The following is a 17,006-nucleotide window of genomic DNA, read 5'->3' as shown; positions in this document are numbered from 1 at the left end:
CGGCCCTGCTGCGGTGATCAGGGGGGATACGACAGCGATGGCCGAGACCGACCTCGCTCCGCAGACGGGTGCGGAGTCCCGCAGTGCCCGTAAGGAGCGCAAGGAACGCCGCAAGGCGCAGAACCGCAAGCGTCTGGGGGCCGGCGCCGCCGTGGTCGCCCTGGGCGGCGCGGCCGCGTACGCCTTCACCCTGGGCGGCGCGGCGGGCTCCACCGGTCACGACGCGAACTTCGCGGCCCCTGCTCCCTCGAACGGGGCGAAGGGGCCGGAGGAGCCCTGGGACGGCAAGGTGAAGGTCCTGGGGGACGGCTCCACCTCGAACACCGGGCCGCAGCCGGGCCAGCTCAAGCCCGAGAAGCTGAAGCCGGGCGAGAAGCCGCCCCAGTTCGTGGTGTTCTCCTGGGACGGCGCGCTGGAGGGCGACGACCACCTCTTCTCGCACTTCCGTCAGGTGGCCAAGGACAGCAACGCCCACATGACCTTCTTCCTCACGGGCATCTACCTGCTGCCGGACGCCAAGAAGATGCTCTACCGGCCGCCGCAGCACGCCCAGGGCGCCTCCGCGATCTCGTACCCGACCGTCCCGCACGTGAAGACCACGCTGGAGCAGCTGCGCGGTGCCTGGGCCGACGGCGACGAGATCGGCTCGCACTTCAACGGGCACTTCTGCGGTCCCAAGGGCGGCGGGGACTGGAGTGTCGACGAGTGGAAGAGCGAGATCGACCAGCAGTACTCCTTCATGAAGAACTGGAAGACCAACACCGGGTTCACCAAGGAGGCGCCCCTGCCCTTCGACCCGGACCGGGAGATGGTCGGCGGCCGGGCCCCCTGCCTGGAGGGCCAGAAGAACCTGCTGACCGCGATCAAGCCGTACGGCTGGCGCTACGACGCGAGCTCCTCCGGGGACTTCCAGATGTGGCCGTCCAAGCAGCAGGACATATGGAACTTTCCCCTCCAACTCGTCCCGTTGCAGGGCAAGGAGGCGCAGGTCCTCTCCATGGACTTCAACTTCCTCTACAACCAGTCCGGTGACGCCACCCAGGGCGACCCGACGAAGTTCGCGGCCTGGGAGACGCAGACCCGGATGTCGTACCTCAACGGCTTCAACCGGGTCTACAACGGCAGCCGGGCGCCCATGTTCATCGGCAACCACTTCGAGGACTGGAACGGCGGCATCTACATGAAGGCCGTCGAGGACGTCATGAGGGACGTCTGCCCGCGCCAGGAGGTCCGCTGCGTGTCGTTCCGCGAGCTGTCGGACTGGCTCGACGTCCAGGACCCGAAGGTACTGGCGCAGCTGCGGATGCTCGACCCGGCGCAGGCGCCGGACTGGAAGAAGCTGATCAAGTAGCGGGGCGGGTCACGGGCGGGCGGCGCGCGGTGGGCCGCCCGCCCGGCTGCTACTTCACGGCCCTGACGTAGTCGGCCCACAGCCGCACCGCGCGCTCGCTGCCGGGGGTACCCGGCGCGTCACCGCCCAGCCCGGTCAGCGGAAGCGGAATCAGGTCGGTCAGCGACATCCGGTAGACCACGACGGCCGTGGACTCCTGCCCGGTGCTGGCCACGAACCAGCCCGCCGTGTTCGCGGCCGTCGTGCCCGTCTTGCCGGCGGCGCCGGGGCGGGTCTTGCCCGCCGTCTTCGCGGACCCCTCGGTGACGGCGTCCCGCAGGGCCTCCGTCACCGTGCGCGCCGTCTTGGCGGACATCGCCCGGACCGGCTTCGGGGCGTCGATCGGCACCGCGGCGCCGTTGCGGCTGACCGAGCGCACCGAGTACGGGTCGGTGTGCATGCCGTCCGCGGCGAAGGTCTCGTAGGCGCCGGCCATGCGGATCGCGCTGGGCGTCGAGTTCTCCCCGAGGGCGAAGGTGGGGATCCGCGGGCCCAGGCTCGACGCGAGCAGCCCCGAGCGCTCGGCGAACGCCTCCGCCCGGTCGAGGCCGACGTCGAGGCCGAGCTGCAGCATGGGTGTGTTGACCGAGTCGGCGACGGCCTGGCGCAGGGTCACCTGGCCCCAGTTGCGGCCCCCGTCGTTGCGCCCCTTGACCACCTTGCCGCTGCGGTCCCAGTAAGGGCCCTCGGGCGTCTGTACGGTGACCTGGTCGTTGCCGTCGTAGGTGGCGGTGGGGGAGAGGGGCGTACGGGCCTTGCCGCGCGTGCGCAGCACCCCTTCTTCGAGACCGGCGGCGTACACGAGGGGGGTGAAGGCCGAGCCGGCCGGGATCGTCGTCGCGTTCGACTCGTTGAAGCCCTGCTTGAGGTAGTCGGGGCCCCCGTACACGGCCAGCAGGCGCCCGTCGGGGGCGACGCTCGCCGCGCCGATCTTCGCGTGCTTGTCGGTGTCGGGACGCTTCTCCGCGTCGAAGCCCTTCTGGGCGTTCTGCACGGCGGCGGTCAGTGCCGTCATCCGGGACTGGTCGAAGGTGGTGTAGACCTGGTAGCCGCCGAGGTCGAAGTCGGAGTCCTTGATGTGGCCGGACTTGACCGCGTACTGCTTGGCCAGCTCCACCAGGTAGCCGGTCTGTGCGCCGGGGGTGCCGGAGAGGGAGGTGCCCGAGGGCTCGGGGAAGGTCTTGTACGTGGCGCGCTCGGCGGCCGATATCTGCCCGGTCGCGACCATCCGGTCCAGGATCCAGCTCCACCGTTCGACGGCCCGCTCGCGGTTCTCCTTGCCGAGGGCCGGGTCGAACAGGCCGGCGCCCTTGAGGAGCGAGGCGAGGAAGGCGCCCTCGCTGGCGTTGAGCTGCGAGACGTCCTTGCCGTAGTAGGCCTGGGATGCGCGCTGGATGCCGTAGGTGCCGCGGCCGAACCAGCTGGTGTTGAGGTAGTCCTGGAGGATCTGCTTCTTGGGCTTCTGGTTGTCCAGCTTCACCGCGAGCAGGAGCTCGGTGAACTTCCGCGAGAGGGTGCGTTCCTGGCTCAGGTAGGCGTTCTTCACGTACTGCTGCGTGATGGTCGACCCGCCCTGGGTCTCGCCCCCCGTCACGGCGGCGCGTACGGCGCGCAGGACGCCGGAGGGGGAGACTCCGGGGTCCGAGTAGAAGCTGGCGTTCTCGGCCGCGAGGACGGCTCCCTGGACCTTCGGGGGCACTTTGTCGAGCGGCATTTCCTGCCGGCTGACCCAGCCCGTCCTGGCCATCGTGGAACCGTCGGCCCAGTAGTAGATGTTGTCCTGCTGCTTGGCGAAGGAGTTGAGGTCGTCGGGTATGTCCGTCGTCGCGTACGCGCAGGCGACGAAGCCCACCATGCCCATGAAGGCGTACAGGCACGCGCCCAGCCACTGGCGCCACGAGGGGGCCCAGCGCCGCCAGCCGGTGCGGCCGGGTCTCGGGTAGGCGGGGCGCAGGCGCCGCAGCCACGGCCGCGCCGCGGCGACGGCCCTGGTGGCGGCGGAGGTGGCGGCGCCGACGAGGGCCGGGGGGAGGGTGATGCGCCGACGGGCCGTCGCGCGGGGCTTGCGACGGGAACCGGAACTTCCGCGACGGCCCGAGGGGGCGCCACCGCCGCTGTCCGGAACCACCCTTCTGTCCCGTGATCGGCCGCTTCCGGCCTTTTCCTGCCTGCCCACTGCGCATGCCCCTTCTGCTGCTCTTGCCCCACACCCTAGAGGCACTTGCTGTGGAGTCGCCCAGCGACCGAACGTGTCCGTTTCCGTACGGGTGAGTAGGGAAACGTGCCGCCGGTCCGGCCGCACAAGCGGAACGGAACGAAGGGGTCGTCGAGTTGTGCGAAAATTCCGTCCCTCGGTTCGAGTGGACCGGGTGACAAGGGGAAAAATAGTGATACCAAAGAGGTTCAGGCTCGCCGCCGGCGCGGCCCTGACCGTGGGCGTGGTGACCGCAGGTCTGCTCGCTTCCTCTGCGAGTGCGGAATCCGGCCCCAAAGCAGCCGACCGGAAGACGGTCGACACCTTCGGGCGCCTTGCGGGCGACGTACTGTCGCAGCGCTCCGATGCCCTGGTCGAGGACCAGGGAGGGCATCGCAATTCGGGCCGTAACGCCGCGAAGAGCCGCATGTCGGCCCAGTTGGCGAAGGACGAGGACTCCGCGCTCTCGTCGCTGAAGTCCCGCAGGACCCGGCTCGCGGACCTCGGGGAGGCCTACACGAAGGCCGACACCAAGGTGACCGTGGAGAAGGCCACGGTCACCGGCGGGAAGGCCACCGTCGAGGTCACCGAACAGACCACGCTCACGTACAAGAAGCTGCGCGGGGACGAGCCGGCGACGACCGACTTCCGGACCCGGTACGAGCTCAAGCTCACCAGCAAGAAGGGCGGTGCCTGGGAGCTGAACTCGATCAAGTCCCAGGAGAACGGCCCGGTCGCGGTGAACGAGCCCGTGGCGGCCAAGGCGAACGTGGTCAAGGACGACGGCAACCAGTACCCGGACGGCACGCCCGCGTCCACCAAGTACCCGGCGCCGGCGAAGCCCAAGGCCAAGACCGGCGGTGCCTACGACTACGCCGCCATGGCGAAGTACGCCGAGAAGTACTGGAGCAACTACAACCCCGCGTACCGGAAGTTCTCCGGCGCGGGTGGTGACTGCACCAACTTCATCAGCCAGGCGCTGAAGGCGGGTGGCTGGAAGGCCGTCCCGGGCTCCACCTCGGACTACCGCAACTGGTGGTACGACGGAGCCAAGCAGTCCGACTCCTGGGTCGGCGCGAACGAGTGGGCCTGGTTCACGCTGTCCAACCAGCGTGCGGCCAACCTGGCCAACGTCTACCAGACGGACGTCGGTGACATCGTGCAGGTGGACTTCAACAAGGACGGGTCCAAGGACCACTCCATGATGGTGACGTACCGCAGCAGTGCGGGCATGCCGTACGTCACGTACCACTCCACGAACACCTACCGGAAGTCGCTCGCGAGCCTCATCGCGTCCTACCCGGACGCGGTGTACTACGCGTACCGCACCTGACCGGTGCTCCTCGGCCCCTCCCGTCGCGGGATTCCGCGGCGGGAGCGGCCGGTTCACGGCGCGGGAGCCTTGCGCAGGGTCCCCCGCAGGCGCGTCGCCAGCGCGGCCGCGACGGCGCCGGCCCACCCGGCCGGGCCCGGCCCGTCGTCGACGACGGACACCGGGCCGCCGGGGCCCGCGAACCCCGTGACCGGCTCCAGGCCGAACGGGAACGGCGCGAGGGCCCGAAGAGCCGGACGGTCACGCCCGTGGCGGCCAGGGCGCGCGCGGCCCGGACCGAGCGGGCGACGGTCCCGCCCGCGCGGAACACCGTCACCTCTGCGGCGGCGCCCGACGGGCGCCTCGGCCCGGCGCCCACCACCAGGCGCATCCACCGGGACCCGCCGAACGGCCCGGCCGAGTCGCGGACGGGGGGCATCCGCAGTACTCCCACCCCGACGGCTCCAGCGCGAGCACCTCGTCGACGACCCGGTCCATCCGTTCGCGCCGGCGCCGCTCCGCCGCCGCGAACGCCGCGTCGCCCGGTACGTCGTACACCGTGTACCAGTCGGCCCCGGTGCGGAACTCCACCACCAGGGGCCGGCCGGACCGCACGCGCTCCACGGGGTCCCCGAGCCCTTGGCGAGTGACGATGACCACCGTCGCCCATTGTCGCGGTGCGACGCTCCATCGAGTGGTGGCGTCATCGGCGGCTGCGTCTTCGGACGGCGCGAGTGCCGCGGCGTCGCGGGCTGCCATGTGAGGGAACTGCATGCGGGCGGTCCTCAGCTTCCGGTTCGAGTCGACTCGCCCTGGCCCGGCACACCGGTCGGGTCTGCGGTCGGGTCTGCGGTCGGGTCTGTGGTCAGGCTGGTCTCGGGCGAGCGCCGACGCGCGAGAGCGAGGCCGGCCACCGTCGTGGTCGCCATCGCGGCGATGCCGACCAGCGCCGCGGTGGTGTAGGCGTCGTCGTCCGGGAAGAGGCGACCGGTGGCGGTGCCGGCGGCCAGGACCAGACCGCCGATGGCGCTGCCCAGGGAGTACCCGACGCTGCGGACGACGTAGTTGAAGCTCATGGCGCTCGACGTCTCGCTCTTGGGGGTGACGGCCAGGATGACGCCGGGCATGGCGGCCGAGAAGCCGCCGACGCCGAATCCCAGCACACCCATGGCGACGAGCAGTTCGGCCAGGTTGGACCGGGCCGTCGCGAACAGGACGAACCCGCCGCCGACGATGGCGGCGCTGCCGGCCAGGAGCAGGGGGCCGTCGATCCGTTCGCGGACCCTCGGCGTGAGCTTGCCGGCGACGAACCCCAGCACGGAGAACGGGATGAGGACCAGCCCCGCGACGAAGGTGGTCAAACCGAAGCCGTAGCCGGCGCCGGACGGCGTCTGCGCGTATCGGGTGATGAGCGTGAGCAGCAGGTACATGCCGCTCCCGCCGACGAACATCGCGATGTTCGCCCCGGCGACCGCCGGGTGCCGCACCGCCCGGACGTCGACCAGGGGCGTCTTGCTGCGCAGCTCGGAAACGGTCCATAGACAGAGCAGGAGCACGGCGACGACGGCGAGGGTCACCGCCGCGGCGAGGTGACGGCTCCACAGGCTCCTCTCGCCGGCCAGGAACAGGACGAGGAACAGCCCACTCGCCAGGACGAGCGCGCCGGCCACGTGTACCCGAGCGGAGCGGCCTTCGGGAGCTGCGGGCACGGAGCGCCACGCGGTCAGGAACGCGATGGCGGTGACGAGCAGACCGAGGCCGTAGGCGGCCCGCAGCCCGCCGATCTCGGCGAGCAGCGCGGCCAGCGGGTAGCCGACGCCGGCTCCGATGATGGAGACCACGGAGATCAGGGCGATCGTGGCAGCGCTGCGCTCCTCGGGAAGGTGGTCGCGGGCCACGCCCATCAACAGCGCCGTGAGGCCGAGTCCGACGCCTTGGGCCGCCCGGCCGACGAGCAGCCCAGCGAACGGCAGCGGCAGCACGGTGAGCGCGCTGCCGACGACGACGATCGCCAGCGTGGCGAGAATCGTGGCCCGTCGGTGTGGGCCGGCTCCGAGCCGGCCGAGGACGGGCGTGGCGACGGCGCCGCTGAGCAATGCGATGGTCAGCGTCCACTGGGCGCTGTCGAGGGAGACGTGGAAGGTGGTCGCCACGCTGGTGATGAGCGGTGTCCCGAGGCTGGCGACCGCCGCCACGACCAGGGCGATGAACATCAGGGCGGGGACCAGCAGCCGTGCCTCGGCACGTATCGGGGCGGTGCTCATCGGCTGGTCCCGCGCCTGGGCCGCGGTCACTGCCCCGACCCCTCTCGGGCGTGGCTTTCGAGCTCTGCCAGATGCAGCAGCGCCGGAAGGGCTGCCGTCAAGGCCTCGACCTCGTCACCGGTGAGCGCCTCGATCAGCCGCGCGTACGCGTCGACGCCCGCCTGGCGCCGCGTCCGGACGTAGGACGCGCCGGCCTCGGTCAGGCACACCAGCGTGACCCGCTTGTCGGACGGATCGCCTCTCCGCTCGACCAGGCCGGATTCCTCCATGACCCGAACCAGGACGGTCATCGCGGGCTGGGTGACGCCTTCGGCCGCGGCCAGATCGGTGATCCGTCGCGGGCCGGTCTTGTCCAGGGTGGCCAAGGTGGCGGCGGAGGTGAGGCTCATGTCGCGGGGAAGGCGTCTCACGGCCCTGGTGGCCAGGCCGTAGAGGGCTGACCCGATGGCGGCCGAAGCGTCGGGGGCGGGGTCTTGACGACTCATGCTCGAAGCATAGCGGATTTATATGCATTCTTTATGTATCTGTCGCGGACGTCGTGGAGGCGAGCCGGAACCCCGAAGATGCCTTCCGGCCGCGACGGCGATCTGACGCGCATCACCGCGGGGATCGTGGACGGCCCGGTCGAGCGGCGCACCGGCGAATTCGTCGCCGAGGCGGCGGCCGGGAGTGCACCGGCGCGGACACCGGATCGTCGGGCAGGCCGAGCACGGCGGCGAGCCTCTGCAAGCCGGTCTCGGCCGGCCGTGAGCTGCATCGCCCGGCGGCCGCCCTCGGCCGGCGAGCGCCGGGACCACCCGACCGGCGACCTGACGTCGGCCCTGGTGAACGCGAACGTCGACGGCGAAAGCCTGACCGGCCAGGAGTTCGGCTCGTTCTTCATCCTCCTGGTGGCCGCGGGCGACGAGACGACCCGCAACGCCATGGCCCACGGGCTGAAAGCCTTCACCGACTTCCCCGACCAGCGCGAGCTCCTGCTGTCGGACTTCGAAGGAGCCTCCCGGAGCCGTAGATACCGAGCCGGGGGACCACGCCCTCGGCCGGTCGCGCGGCGGGCTGACCACGAAGCTGCACCTGGCGGTCGAGCGGTCCGCGCGGACAAGGCGTACGGCTCCCGCGCGAACCGCGTATACCTGCGACGAAGGGGAGCGAAGTGCACCATCCCGGAGGGCATCAAGCTCGCCGTCCGCCATCACGCAACCGTTCTGGTCGCAGTGACAAACGAGTGGCTGTGAGACACATCGGCTGCGACGATGCGGCCGTGAACACGAATCTCCCCGACGGCTGGATGATCGAGCAGGTCCGCCGCGCATCGGGTGACGCTGAAGCGGATCTGATCTCGCTTGAACGACTCGTCGTTGTCGAGCAGTACGGCTCCGCCGACTACGACGTCCTCCAGCCCGACCTCATCCTCTCCTTCCACGGCCTGTGTCTCGCAAGAGACGGTGGCGAATGGTTCATGGGACAGATCGACGCTGACGGATCCGTGATCTGCTGGGCCTCCTATGGCCCTGACCTGGCCGGAGCCATCCACGGCCTGTGAGCTGTCAGGCAGCCGCATCGATACCTTCGCAACACGCACTAGATGTAGCCCTCGCGCAGCGCGTAGGCCACGGCGTGGGCCCGGTTGCGCAGTTGGAACCGGGTCGTCACGGTGTGCAGGATGTTCTTGACCGTCCGCTCCGAGTACGCGAGCTCGACCGCTATCTCCGCGGTGTCCATGCCGTCGGCCACCAGCCGCAGGACGTCGACCTCGCGCGGCACCATGCCCAGGGCGACGGAGGCGGTGCCCTGCCCGCCGGCCTTGCCGTCCTGGAGCCGCCCCATGTGGCCGATCAGCTGGGCCAGCAGGTCGGGCGGCAGCTCGCAGCCGCCCCGTTCGGCCGCGAGTACGGCCTGGCGCAGCCGTGCCCCCGTGGCCTCGCGGCGCCACAGGATCGTGGTCACACCGCACGCGACGACGTCCAGCAGTTCGGCCTCCCGGATCCGGTCCAGGACCAGCACCACCCCGACCTTCTCGGCCCGCACCAGCCGGGACAGCCTCGACAGGACCGTCTCGTCGAAGGCGTCGGCGATCAGCAGGGCGACGTCGGCGCCGTCCTGCCGGGGGTCGTCCACGAGCGCGATCTCCGGGTACTGGCGGAGGTGGCTCATCGCTCCGGCCCGGGTGATCGGGTCCGGGGCGTGAATGGCGACCGCCACCCGGCGGGAGGTACGGACGTCGTCGACGAACTGCAGCACGGTGAAGAACTCCTTTTCCCACGACCGGCTCCCACCCTTTCCCATCGGGCGGGGCGCGGCCATCGTGGTCGACCACGAGATCGGGACCACGACCACGAGGAAGGCGGTGCGGGGGCGTGCGGGTCCGTGGGGAGCGCTCCACGGGAGTACCGGACGTCCGCACCGGTCCGGCAGGGGTCGCCAGGGCGCGCGGACACGTCCGGATCGCAGGCTATCCGCGGCCCGCGCCTCCGCGCCCCGACGCCGAGGGCAGAGCCGGCGCCCTTGCGGGCAACGAAAGGGCGCGGAGGTTTCCCTCCGGTCTGCCCTTCCCGTACTGCCCCCGGCGCCCGCCCGCTCCTAGGCTCGTCGGCGTCGTGGGGTTTCCCCCTGATCACCACGACGCCGGTTCGGCCGGTCCGGTCGTCAGCCGGTCCGGCCGGTCCAGCCGGCCGAGTCGGCTCAGCCGGTCTCGCCGAGGGCCACGGCCAGGTCCCCGCGGCGGATGCCGAGCTTGCGGTAGCAGTGCGTCAGATGGGTCTCCACCGTCCGTACGGCGAGGTGCAGCAACTCGGCGATCTCTACGTTGCTGTGCCCGGCCGCGGCCAGTTGCGCGATGCGGCGCTCGCTGGAGGTGAGCGCCGTGGTTCCGGTGTGCCGCACCCGCCGGGGCCGGGCCCCGCAGTCGCGCAGGGCCGCCCGCGCGACGAGGTGCATCCGTAACGCTCCCGTCCGTTCGGCCCGCTCGACGGCCTCGCGGAACACCGCGCGGGCCCGCCGGCTCTGGCCCGAGTCCTGCAGTGACCGCCCGAGGGATACGAGGGCGGGCAGCAGCTCGGGCAGCGGCTCCGCCGTGCCGCGCAGCAACTCCACCGCCTCCTCGCCAAGTTCCAGCCCGTGCCGGCCGCCGAGCGCCACGCCCAGGGCGCGCAGCGCCCGGCCCACCGTGCGGGGCGTTCCCCAGGCGCGGGCCAGCCGGAGCTCCTCCCGGGCCAGCACGGCAGCCCGCTCCGGCGATCCGAGCGCCACGTGGCAGTCGGCGGCGGCGGAGCGCCACGGGGTGACGATCGGGCTCTCCACCTCCCGGGCGGACTGGCGCCTGCCGCACTCCAGGAGGTCCAGGAGGGCGGCGCCGGGTTCGTCCGACGCCATGTGCAGCAGACCCCGCGCGTACAGGAACTCGTTCCACTCCCACGAGCCGTGCGCGCCCCCGGCCGTAGCGGCGTAGGCGAGGCGGCGGGCTTCGGCGAGCCGCCCGGTCTCGATCAGGGCGATGATCGCCTGGGCGCGCAGATGGGAGTGCTCCGTGCCGGGCGCGGCCATGTCGCCCGGCAGGACGTCCCACAGCGCGGTGTCGGCCAGCAGCGCGGTGTACCGGCCGCGCATCACCTCGGTCTCCGCGGCGACGCTCAGCAGGCTCTGGTGACCGGGGTGCAGCAGGTTCGGCGTCCGGCAGGCGACGAGCCCCCTGGCCACCAACCGGTCGGCCTCGGTCAGTTCGTCCGCCCACTGGGCCAGCGTGGCGGCCGACGCGTACAGGTACGGTGCGAGCAGCGGGTCCAGCGAGGTGCGCGTCAGCGGCCGGACCCGCTCCATGGCCTCGGCCGCCGACAACCGCCCGGCCGTCGCGCCGTGTTCGGTGAGCAGGGCCTTGGCGGTCGGGGCGATCCCGTCGGGAGACTGCTCCTCGATGCGGCGCAGCTCGGCCACCACCCGCAGCCAACTGTCCCCGTCGTGCGAGGAGATCAGGGCGGTCGCCGCCTGCACCGCGTGCGCGAGGTCGGTCGAGTCGGCGAAACCCTCGGCGAGTTCGGCCAGCACGTCCAGGGCGGTGTGGACCTCGCCGCGGGCCACCAGGGCCGTACCGAGCGCGGTGGCGGCACGGACGCGCCCTCCGGCGGAGCGTTGCAGACGCAGGGCCTCCGCCAGGTGGCGCACTCCGGAGGCGCGTTCGTCCCGTACCTCCAGACAGCCCAGCCGGATGAGGGTCTCGCTGCGGCGGACGACGGACAGCCGTTCCCGCAGCGCCCGGCGGAGGCAGGCGATCGCCTCGTCGGGTCGCCCGTCGCGGACGGCCTTCGCGGCGGCGCCGGCCAGGGCGTCGGCGGCCCAGGGAGCGCCCACGGCGGGTATCGGCAGCAGGTGGCGCACCACCGCCTCCTCCGGATCGCCCCGGTGGTGCAGCAGTTCGGCCGCACGCCGGCGCACGTCCGCGCGGCGGTGCCGTTCCCAAGTGTCGCGTACGGCCTCCTGCAGCAGCGGGTGGGCGAAGACCGGCCGGCCGCTGCGCGGGTCCTCGCGCAGCAGCCCCTGACGGGTGAGTTCGCCGGTCCAGCCGCGCACCCGGGACGGGTCGACGTCGGTCACGGCGACCAGCAGCGCCAGTGCGTCGTCCTCGTCCTGGATCTCGGCGAAGGTCCGGACGGCGTCCGCGGTCTCGGCACCGGCGTCGTGCAGCCATCGGAGCACCGCGCAGGTGAACGCGCCGGGACGCAGGTCGGCGCAACTCCCGGGCAGACGGGCCGGGAGGGGGCCCCCGACGGCCATCTCCCGCAGGTCCGTGAGGAGCGCGTGCAGCAGCATCGGATTGCCGCCGACGGCGCCGACGCACTCCTCGGTCAGGGTGTGCGGTGTGCCGTCGCCGAGGACGGAGCGCACGAGAGCCCGGGCGGCCGTCGCACCGAGCGGGGCCAGCAGGCAGATCTCGTCGGCCGGAACGCGGCAGGCGTCGGTGAACGAGGGCTGGGGCAGCACCAGGTCGTACTGCCACCGTTCGGTCACCGCCAGCACGACCGGCAACCGGTCCAGACGCCGCGTCACCTGGGCGAGCCAGCGGCGCGACACCGTGTCCGCCAGGTGGACGTCGTCCACGGCGAGCAGCACCGGCCCGGACGCGGCCCGTGACCGCAGCAGGCTCCACAGCCGGGACGGCAGGTCGGCGCCGTGCAACGACCCGCCCCAGGCGTCGACGTCCGGCGGGCCGTCGCAGGGACCGAGGCCGTCGAACAGCTGCAGGACCACCCCGAAGTCGACCCCGGCCTCCTGGAGGGAACACCGGGCCCTGAGGACCGTCGTCCCGTGACGCTCCGTGTCCCGGGCGAGGGCCCGCAGCGCGGAGCTGCGTCCGCTGCCGCTGGCCCCCCGGATCACCACCGTGCCCCCGGCCCCCGCCTCGGCCCGTCTCACCAGCGCCCGAGCCCTCGCCGGCGGCTCCGCACGCTCCCGCAGCACGGCGGAGGAGGTGTGGGCACGGTCCCGGAGGGCGGGGCTCGGCATGGGAACTCCTGGACTTTCAAGGCACGCTGCGTAACGGGAGTGGCAATTCTGTCTGCCGCTGCAAGACGTGCGAAACCCCGGGGCCGCTCCGTACCCCCCTGTGAACTGCGTCTCATGGCCCCGGGCGGTGCCCCGTCAGCCCGTGGTGGGCAGCTCCTCGCCGCCCATGTCGAGGCGGAAGGGCGGGTACCGGTCCGTCATGAGGGCGGCGTACGCGGTGACGCGGAGCACCCAGCGGTTGAGACCGACCACCAGGTCGAACAGGTCGCGCGGGTACTTCTCGGTGAAGGCCAGCGTGACGACCGCGATGAGCGCGAGGAGGCCGATGAGCCCGCCGGGGCACCAGCCGCCGTGCAGGGCGCCGGTGAAGATGCCCGCCACGAGGTACTGCGGGATGGCGAGCAGCCACCACTTCACCAGCACCAGCCCGCGGGACAGGTGCTGCGGGTAGGCGATGTCGAGCCGCGCCGGGTAGTCCGGTTCGGGGCCCAGGCTGAAGGGCGGGTACCGGTCGGTGCCGAGGGTGCCGTACGCGTAGTAGGAGACCCGCCAGGACCAGCGGAGCACCCCGAGGTTGAAGTCGAACAGGGCCCTCGGATAGCGCTCGGTGAAGAGGATCGCGAAGAAGGCGACCACGCTCACCCCGAAGAAGGCGATCCACAGGAAGGCGAGCACGATGCAGTGGGGGATCGCGAGGAGCCACTTCACCAGCCACATCCAGCGGGACAGGGGTGCGTCCAGGTAGGCCGTCACCGTCACCGGCCGGTGGGCGTCGGCTGCTGTAGTCATGAGGATCACGCTTTCGGTCGTCCGCGGGCCCGGGGGGCGCGCCCCGGCTGCGGTCCGGGGCCGGGGCGCGTTCTTCCGGGGCCGGGTGTTCGGGTCAGCCCTTGCGCGGTGCGTCGTCCGGCCAGCCGTAGCCGGTGCGCGGCCGTTCGGGCACCGCGCCCATCGCGGCCAGGTCCCGGTCGGCGGCGCGCATCAGCTGACCGGCCAGGTCGCGCATCGCCCGGCTCGCCGCGAGCTCGTCACCGATCGCGGCGACCTCCACGTCCTGCGGGTTGCAGCGCGCCTTGCCGCGGCCCGTCATGATGGACGTCCCGTTGTCGAGCACCGCGCGCGCCGTGGTCGTGCCGCTCTCCTCGTCCAGGTAGACGCCCACCTGCCACTGTTCGGCATGTGTCATGACGTGCCTCCTCACGCCCCGGGTCCCTCTCCCCTCCAGCATCCCTCCGCGCGGGTCCGGGCGCGCTCCGGGCCGTCAGGCGGCGGGAAGGGGGCCGGGGCCGCCCTCCAGGGACACGTGCAGGCCGTCCGGCCGGACCTCGGCGGACGTGGCCCTGAGCCCGAGGGGGTAGGCCGCGCGCGGGTCCGGACCCGGCGCGAGGCCGTCCAGGCCGAGCCGGCCGGCGGGGACGGTGCGGCCGAAGACGGTGAGCCCGTCCACGGCGAGGGTGACCTTGCCGTCCGCGAGGGCGGGACGCAGCGTCAGCCGTCCCGCGCCGCCGGGGCCGACGGCGGCGAGCACCGTGCCGGCCGCCGGGTCGGCCGTCACCGAGGCCACGGTCACCGACGGTGCGGTGGCCCGGATCGCGTCGGCGATCGCCCCCGGGGAGACGGTCACCTCGGCCCGTGTGCCCCCGACGGTGGCCCGCTCGCCGAGGCGGACGTCGTCGAGCCGGGCCCGTACGCGGACCCCCGACAGGCGGCCCACGCGGGCGTCGTCACTGCCGACGTCGAGCCGGGGGATGCTCCGGTGCGCCAGGTCCCACAGGGCCCAGTCGCCGCCGACGCCGACCGTGACGGCGTCACCGAGTCCCGGAGCCGCCTTCGCGACACGGTGGCGGATCACGGCGCCGGCCGCGGACTCGGCCGCACCGGTCACGGCGACGGCCACCGCGGCGACGGCGCCCGTGATCGTGAGGAGGAGGTGGCGGCGCAGGGCCGCCCGGGTCCCGGCGAGGGGAACGCGCTTCATCGCCGGTCTCCGGGAAGGGGTGCGCAAGCGGCTTCGGGAGCGGCTTCGGGAGTGCTCTCGGGGGCGGGCGCCGGCGCGTGTGCCGGGGCGGGGCCCTCCGGGTCGAGCCGGGGCAGGAGCCGGTCCAGCCGGTCGGGGAGCCACCAGTTGGCGCGCCCGAAGAGGTACATGGACGCCGGCACCAGGAGCAGGCGGACCACGGTGGCGTCGAGGACGACGCTCACCCCCAGGCCGAGGGCCAGCATCTTGACGGCGACGTTCGTGGAGAGCAGGAAGGCCAGGAAGACGCTGGTCATGATCAGCGCCGCACAGGTGATGACCCGGGCGGTGGCGGCGAGACCGGTGGCCACGGCCAGGTGGTTGTCGCGCCGGTGCAGCCAGACCTCGCGGATCCGGGAGAGCAGGAAGACCTCGTAGTCCATCGACAGTCCGAAGACGATCGCGAACATCATCACCGGCACGTACGACTCGACGGGCACCGGCTCGCCCACCCCGAACAGCGCCCCGCCCCAGCCCCACTGGAACACCGCGACCACCACCCCGTAGGCGGCCGCGATCGAGAACAGGTTGAGCACGGCGGCCTTGAGCGCGATCAGCGGGCTGCGGAAGACGGCGAGCAGCAGGAGGAACGCGGCCACGGCCACCACGCCGACGATCCGGGGCAGCGCGCCCGCCAGGGTGTCGGTGAAGGTCTGGGTGGCGGCGGCGGTGCCGGTGACGTAGCCGGTGGCACCGGTACCCGTCAGGGCCCGCGGGACGGTCTCGTCCCGCAGGGTGCGGAACAGCCGGGCGGTCGCCGGGTCCCGCGGTCCGGTGGAGGGGGTGACGGTGGACAGGAGCAGGGCCCCGTCACCGCCCGCGACCGGGGCCGTCACGGACGCCACGCCCGGTACGGCCGTCAGCCGCCGCCGGAGCGAAGCCGCGAGGTCCTCGCGGCGGGCCGGGTCGGCTACCCGGCCGCTGTCGAGCTGGACGACGACCGTGAGCGGGCCGTTGGCGCCCGGACCGAAGCCCTCGGTGATCAGGTCGTACGCCCGGCGGTCGGTCCTGGCGGTGGACTGCGCCCCGGCGTCGACGTGCCCCGGCCGCATGGACGCCGCCGGGAGGGCGAGGACGCCGAGCAGGAGCAGGCCGGCGGCCAGGAAGACCCAGGGACGTCGGGCGACCCGGAGGGCCCAGCGGTGCCAGACGTCGGACTCCCCGGCGGGCTCGGCGACCGGCGTGCGCACGTGGAGCCGGTCGACGCGGCGGCCGAGCAGACCCAGCAGCGCGGGCGTCAGCGTCACCGACGCGGCGGCGGCCACGACCACACCGAGCCCCGCGGCGATGCCGAGGGTGCCGATGAAGCCCACGCCGCAGACGCAGAGCCCGCCCAGCGCCATGGCCACCGTGGCCGCGGCGACCAGGACGGCACGGCCGCTGGTGGCGACCGTACGCCCGACCGCGTCGGCCGGTTCCGCCCCGGCGTGCAGCAGGGCCCGGTAGCGGGTGGTCAGGAAGAGGGCGTAGTCGACGCCCACGCCGAGGCCCATCATCGCGGCCAGGGTCGGGGACGCCCGGGCGAAGTCGAACGGTGCGGCGAGCAGGCCGAGGGCGGCGAGACCCACGGCCAGGCCCAGCACGGCCGTCAGCAGCGGCAGCCCGGCCGCGGCCACGCTGCCGAAGCCGATCAGCAGCACCAGCACGGCGACGGCCAGCCCGATGCCCTCCGAGACGCGGTCGGCGGATCCGGCCGAGGCCGGTTGGCCGAGCGGCTCCCCGTACTCGACGGTGACGTCGTCGGCGCGCAGCGGCTCCACGGCCGCGTCGACCCGGGCCAGGTAGGAGGGGTCGAAGCCCGCCGGGTTGCCGTCGAAGCGGACCGTCACCCGGGCGGTGTCGCCATGGGGGGAGAGCGCCCCGGGCGTGGTCAGCGGGTCGGCCACCGACAGGACGTCCGGCAGCCGGTTCAGGTTGGCCACGGCCGCCGCGACCGCCTCCCGGTGGGCGGCGACCGTACCGCTGCCGGTGTGGAGCACGAGGGGGGCGGCCGTGCCCCCGGCGCCGGTGGTGTGCGCCTCGATCAGGTCGGCGCCGGTCTGGGCGCCGGTGCCGGGCAGGGAGAAGCTGTCCGCGAAGGTGCCGCCCCAGGCGTGGTCGGCGGACGCGAGGCCGGCCAGGAGCAGGACCCACAGGGCGACGATCCGCCAGGCGTGCCGGGCGCACCAGCGCCCGCTGCGGTGGAGGAGTCCGGGCCCGCCGGACGGTGTGGTGTTCATGGGCCCCACGGTGCGGGGCTCCGGTAAGGGGACCGTTGGCGCATTGTTCGGGGAACGTACGGGCCCGCGCGCGCCCGCCGCGGGGACCGCGGATGGCGCGCGGGCGCCGGCGCA

General features: G+C 72.9%; 13 protein-coding genes and 1 pseudogene. 4 read left to right on the top strand and 10 right to left on the bottom strand.

Annotation, left to right across the window (positions count from 1 at the left end; all coding sequences use genetic code 11):
• Positions 1–37: 37 nt before the first annotated feature.
• Positions 38–1,351, top strand: a complete 1,314-nt coding sequence (locus ACEPPI_RS19995; RefSeq protein WP_373916590.1) for a hypothetical protein — start codon at positions 38–40, stop codon at positions 1,349–1,351.
• 49 nt (positions 1,352–1,400) lie between these two features.
• Here the strand turns inward: ACEPPI_RS19995 and ACEPPI_RS19990 are convergent, their stop codons facing one another.
• Entirely contained in the window at positions 1,401–3,251 is a 1,851-nt protein-coding gene (locus ACEPPI_RS19990) for a transglycosylase domain-containing protein (RefSeq protein ID WP_373916624.1), read from the bottom strand.
• A gap of 526 nt (positions 3,252–3,777) precedes the next feature.
• On the opposite strand from ACEPPI_RS19990, the gene ACEPPI_RS19985 reads away from it, so the two are divergent.
• Positions 3,778–4,917, top strand: coding sequence for an amidase domain-containing protein (locus ACEPPI_RS19985; protein ID WP_373916589.1), 1,140 nt, complete (start codon positions 3,778–3,780; stop codon positions 4,915–4,917).
• 312 nt (positions 4,918–5,229) lie between these two features.
• Here the strand turns inward: ACEPPI_RS19985 and ACEPPI_RS19980 are convergent, their stop codons facing one another.
• The 3 genes from ACEPPI_RS19980 to ACEPPI_RS19970 are packed head-to-tail and all read right to left on the bottom strand — an operon-like array spanning position 5,230 to position 7,645.
• Positions 5,230–5,670: a hypothetical protein gene (locus ACEPPI_RS19980; protein ID WP_373916588.1), complete on the bottom strand. Its 441-nt coding sequence runs from the start codon at positions 5,668–5,670 to the stop codon at positions 5,230–5,232.
• A gap of 11 nt (positions 5,671–5,681) precedes the next feature.
• Positions 5,682–7,160, bottom strand: coding sequence for an MFS transporter (locus ACEPPI_RS19975; RefSeq protein ID WP_373916623.1), 1,479 nt, complete (start codon positions 7,158–7,160; stop codon positions 5,682–5,684).
• Positions 7,161–7,186: 26 nt separating this feature from the next.
• Positions 7,187–7,645: a MarR family winged helix-turn-helix transcriptional regulator gene (locus ACEPPI_RS19970; RefSeq protein WP_373916587.1), complete on the bottom strand. Its 459-nt coding sequence runs from the start codon at positions 7,643–7,645 to the stop codon at positions 7,187–7,189.
• A 550-nt stretch (positions 7,646–8,195) separates the two neighbouring features.
• On the opposite strand from ACEPPI_RS19970, the pseudogene ACEPPI_RS19965 reads away from it, so the two are divergent.
• Positions 8,196–8,329: pseudogene (locus ACEPPI_RS19965) on the top strand (IS5/IS1182 family transposase); the annotation flags it as partial.
• A gap of 92 nt (positions 8,330–8,421) precedes the next feature.
• Positions 8,422–8,703, top strand: coding sequence for a hypothetical protein (locus ACEPPI_RS19960; protein ID WP_373916622.1), 282 nt, complete (start codon positions 8,422–8,424; stop codon positions 8,701–8,703).
• Positions 8,704–8,741: 38 nt separating this feature from the next.
• Here the strand turns inward: ACEPPI_RS19960 and ACEPPI_RS19955 are convergent, their stop codons facing one another.
• From ACEPPI_RS19955 to ACEPPI_RS19930, 6 genes are all read right to left on the bottom strand, one after another.
• Positions 8,742–9,401 carry a LuxR C-terminal-related transcriptional regulator gene (locus ACEPPI_RS19955; RefSeq protein ID WP_373916586.1) on the bottom strand — a complete coding sequence of 220 codons (660 nt, stop codon included), beginning with the start codon at positions 9,399–9,401 and terminating at the stop codon, positions 8,742–8,744.
• 441 nt (positions 9,402–9,842) lie between these two features.
• The gene (locus ACEPPI_RS19950) at positions 9,843–12,656 is read right to left on the bottom strand and encodes an AAA family ATPase (protein ID WP_373916585.1); all 2,814 of its coding nucleotides are present in this window, start codon (positions 12,654–12,656) and stop codon (positions 9,843–9,845) included.
• Positions 12,657–12,791: 135 nt separating this feature from the next.
• On the bottom strand, positions 12,792–13,445 hold the full coding sequence (locus ACEPPI_RS19945; protein ID WP_373916584.1) for a DUF4389 domain-containing protein: 654 nt from the start codon (positions 13,443–13,445) through the stop codon (positions 12,792–12,794).
• A gap of 94 nt (positions 13,446–13,539) precedes the next feature.
• On the bottom strand, positions 13,540–13,842 hold the full coding sequence (locus ACEPPI_RS19940) for a DUF1876 domain-containing protein (protein WP_373916583.1): 303 nt from the start codon (positions 13,840–13,842) through the stop codon (positions 13,540–13,542).
• Between the two features lie 75 nt (positions 13,843–13,917).
• Entirely contained in the window at positions 13,918–14,634 is a 717-nt protein-coding gene (locus tag ACEPPI_RS19935) for a DUF2993 domain-containing protein (RefSeq protein ID WP_373916582.1), read from the bottom strand.
• The gene (locus ACEPPI_RS19930; RefSeq protein ID WP_373916581.1) at positions 14,631–16,892 is read right to left on the bottom strand and encodes an MMPL family transporter; all 2,262 of its coding nucleotides are present in this window, start codon (positions 16,890–16,892) and stop codon (positions 14,631–14,633) included. Before ACEPPI_RS19930 ends, ACEPPI_RS19935 begins: the two co-directional genes overlap by 4 nt.
• Positions 16,893–17,006 lie beyond the last annotated feature (114 nt).

This window comes from Streptomyces sp. AB3(2024) (genome assembly GCF_041862025.1).
Taxonomy (GTDB): domain Bacteria; phylum Actinomycetota; class Actinomycetes; order Streptomycetales; family Streptomycetaceae; genus Streptomyces.
The sequence above is the reverse complement of the archived record's forward strand: the minus strand, read 5'-3'. Positions and strand labels throughout refer to the sequence as shown.

What these genes read in the sequence shown, in the direction of transcription:
- ACEPPI_RS19975 (WP_373916623.1), bottom strand. Translation starts at nt 7,160, where the DNA reads ATGAGCACCGCCCCGATACGTGCCGAGGCACGGCTGCTGGTCCCCGCC.
- ACEPPI_RS19940 (WP_373916583.1), bottom strand. Translation starts at nt 13,842, where the DNA reads ATGACACATGCCGAACAGTGGCAGGTGGGCGTCTACCTGGACGAGGAG.
- ACEPPI_RS19970 (WP_373916587.1), bottom strand. Translation starts at nt 7,645, where the DNA reads ATGAGTCGTCAAGACCCCGCCCCCGACGCTTCGGCCGCCATCGGGTCA.
- ACEPPI_RS19995 (WP_373916590.1), top strand. Translation starts at nt 38, where the DNA reads ATGGCCGAGACCGACCTCGCTCCGCAGACGGGTGCGGAGTCCCGCAGT.
- ACEPPI_RS19950 (WP_373916585.1), bottom strand. Translation starts at nt 12,656, where the DNA reads ATGCCGAGCCCCGCCCTCCGGGACCGTGCCCACACCTCCTCCGCCGTG.
- ACEPPI_RS19980 (WP_373916588.1), bottom strand. Translation starts at nt 5,670, where the DNA reads ATGCAGTTCCCTCACATGGCAGCCCGCGACGCCGCGGCACTCGCGCCG.
- ACEPPI_RS19935 (WP_373916582.1), bottom strand. Translation starts at nt 14,634, where the DNA reads ATGAAGCGCGTTCCCCTCGCCGGGACCCGGGCGGCCCTGCGCCGCCAC.
- ACEPPI_RS19930 (WP_373916581.1), bottom strand. Translation starts at nt 16,892, where the DNA reads ATGAACACCACACCGTCCGGCGGGCCCGGACTCCTCCACCGCAGCGGG.
- ACEPPI_RS19990 (WP_373916624.1), bottom strand. Translation starts at nt 3,251, where the DNA reads ATGGGCATGGTGGGCTTCGTCGCCTGCGCGTACGCGACGACGGACATA.
- ACEPPI_RS19945 (WP_373916584.1), bottom strand. Translation starts at nt 13,445, where the DNA reads ATGACTACAGCAGCCGACGCCCACCGGCCGGTGACGGTGACGGCCTAC.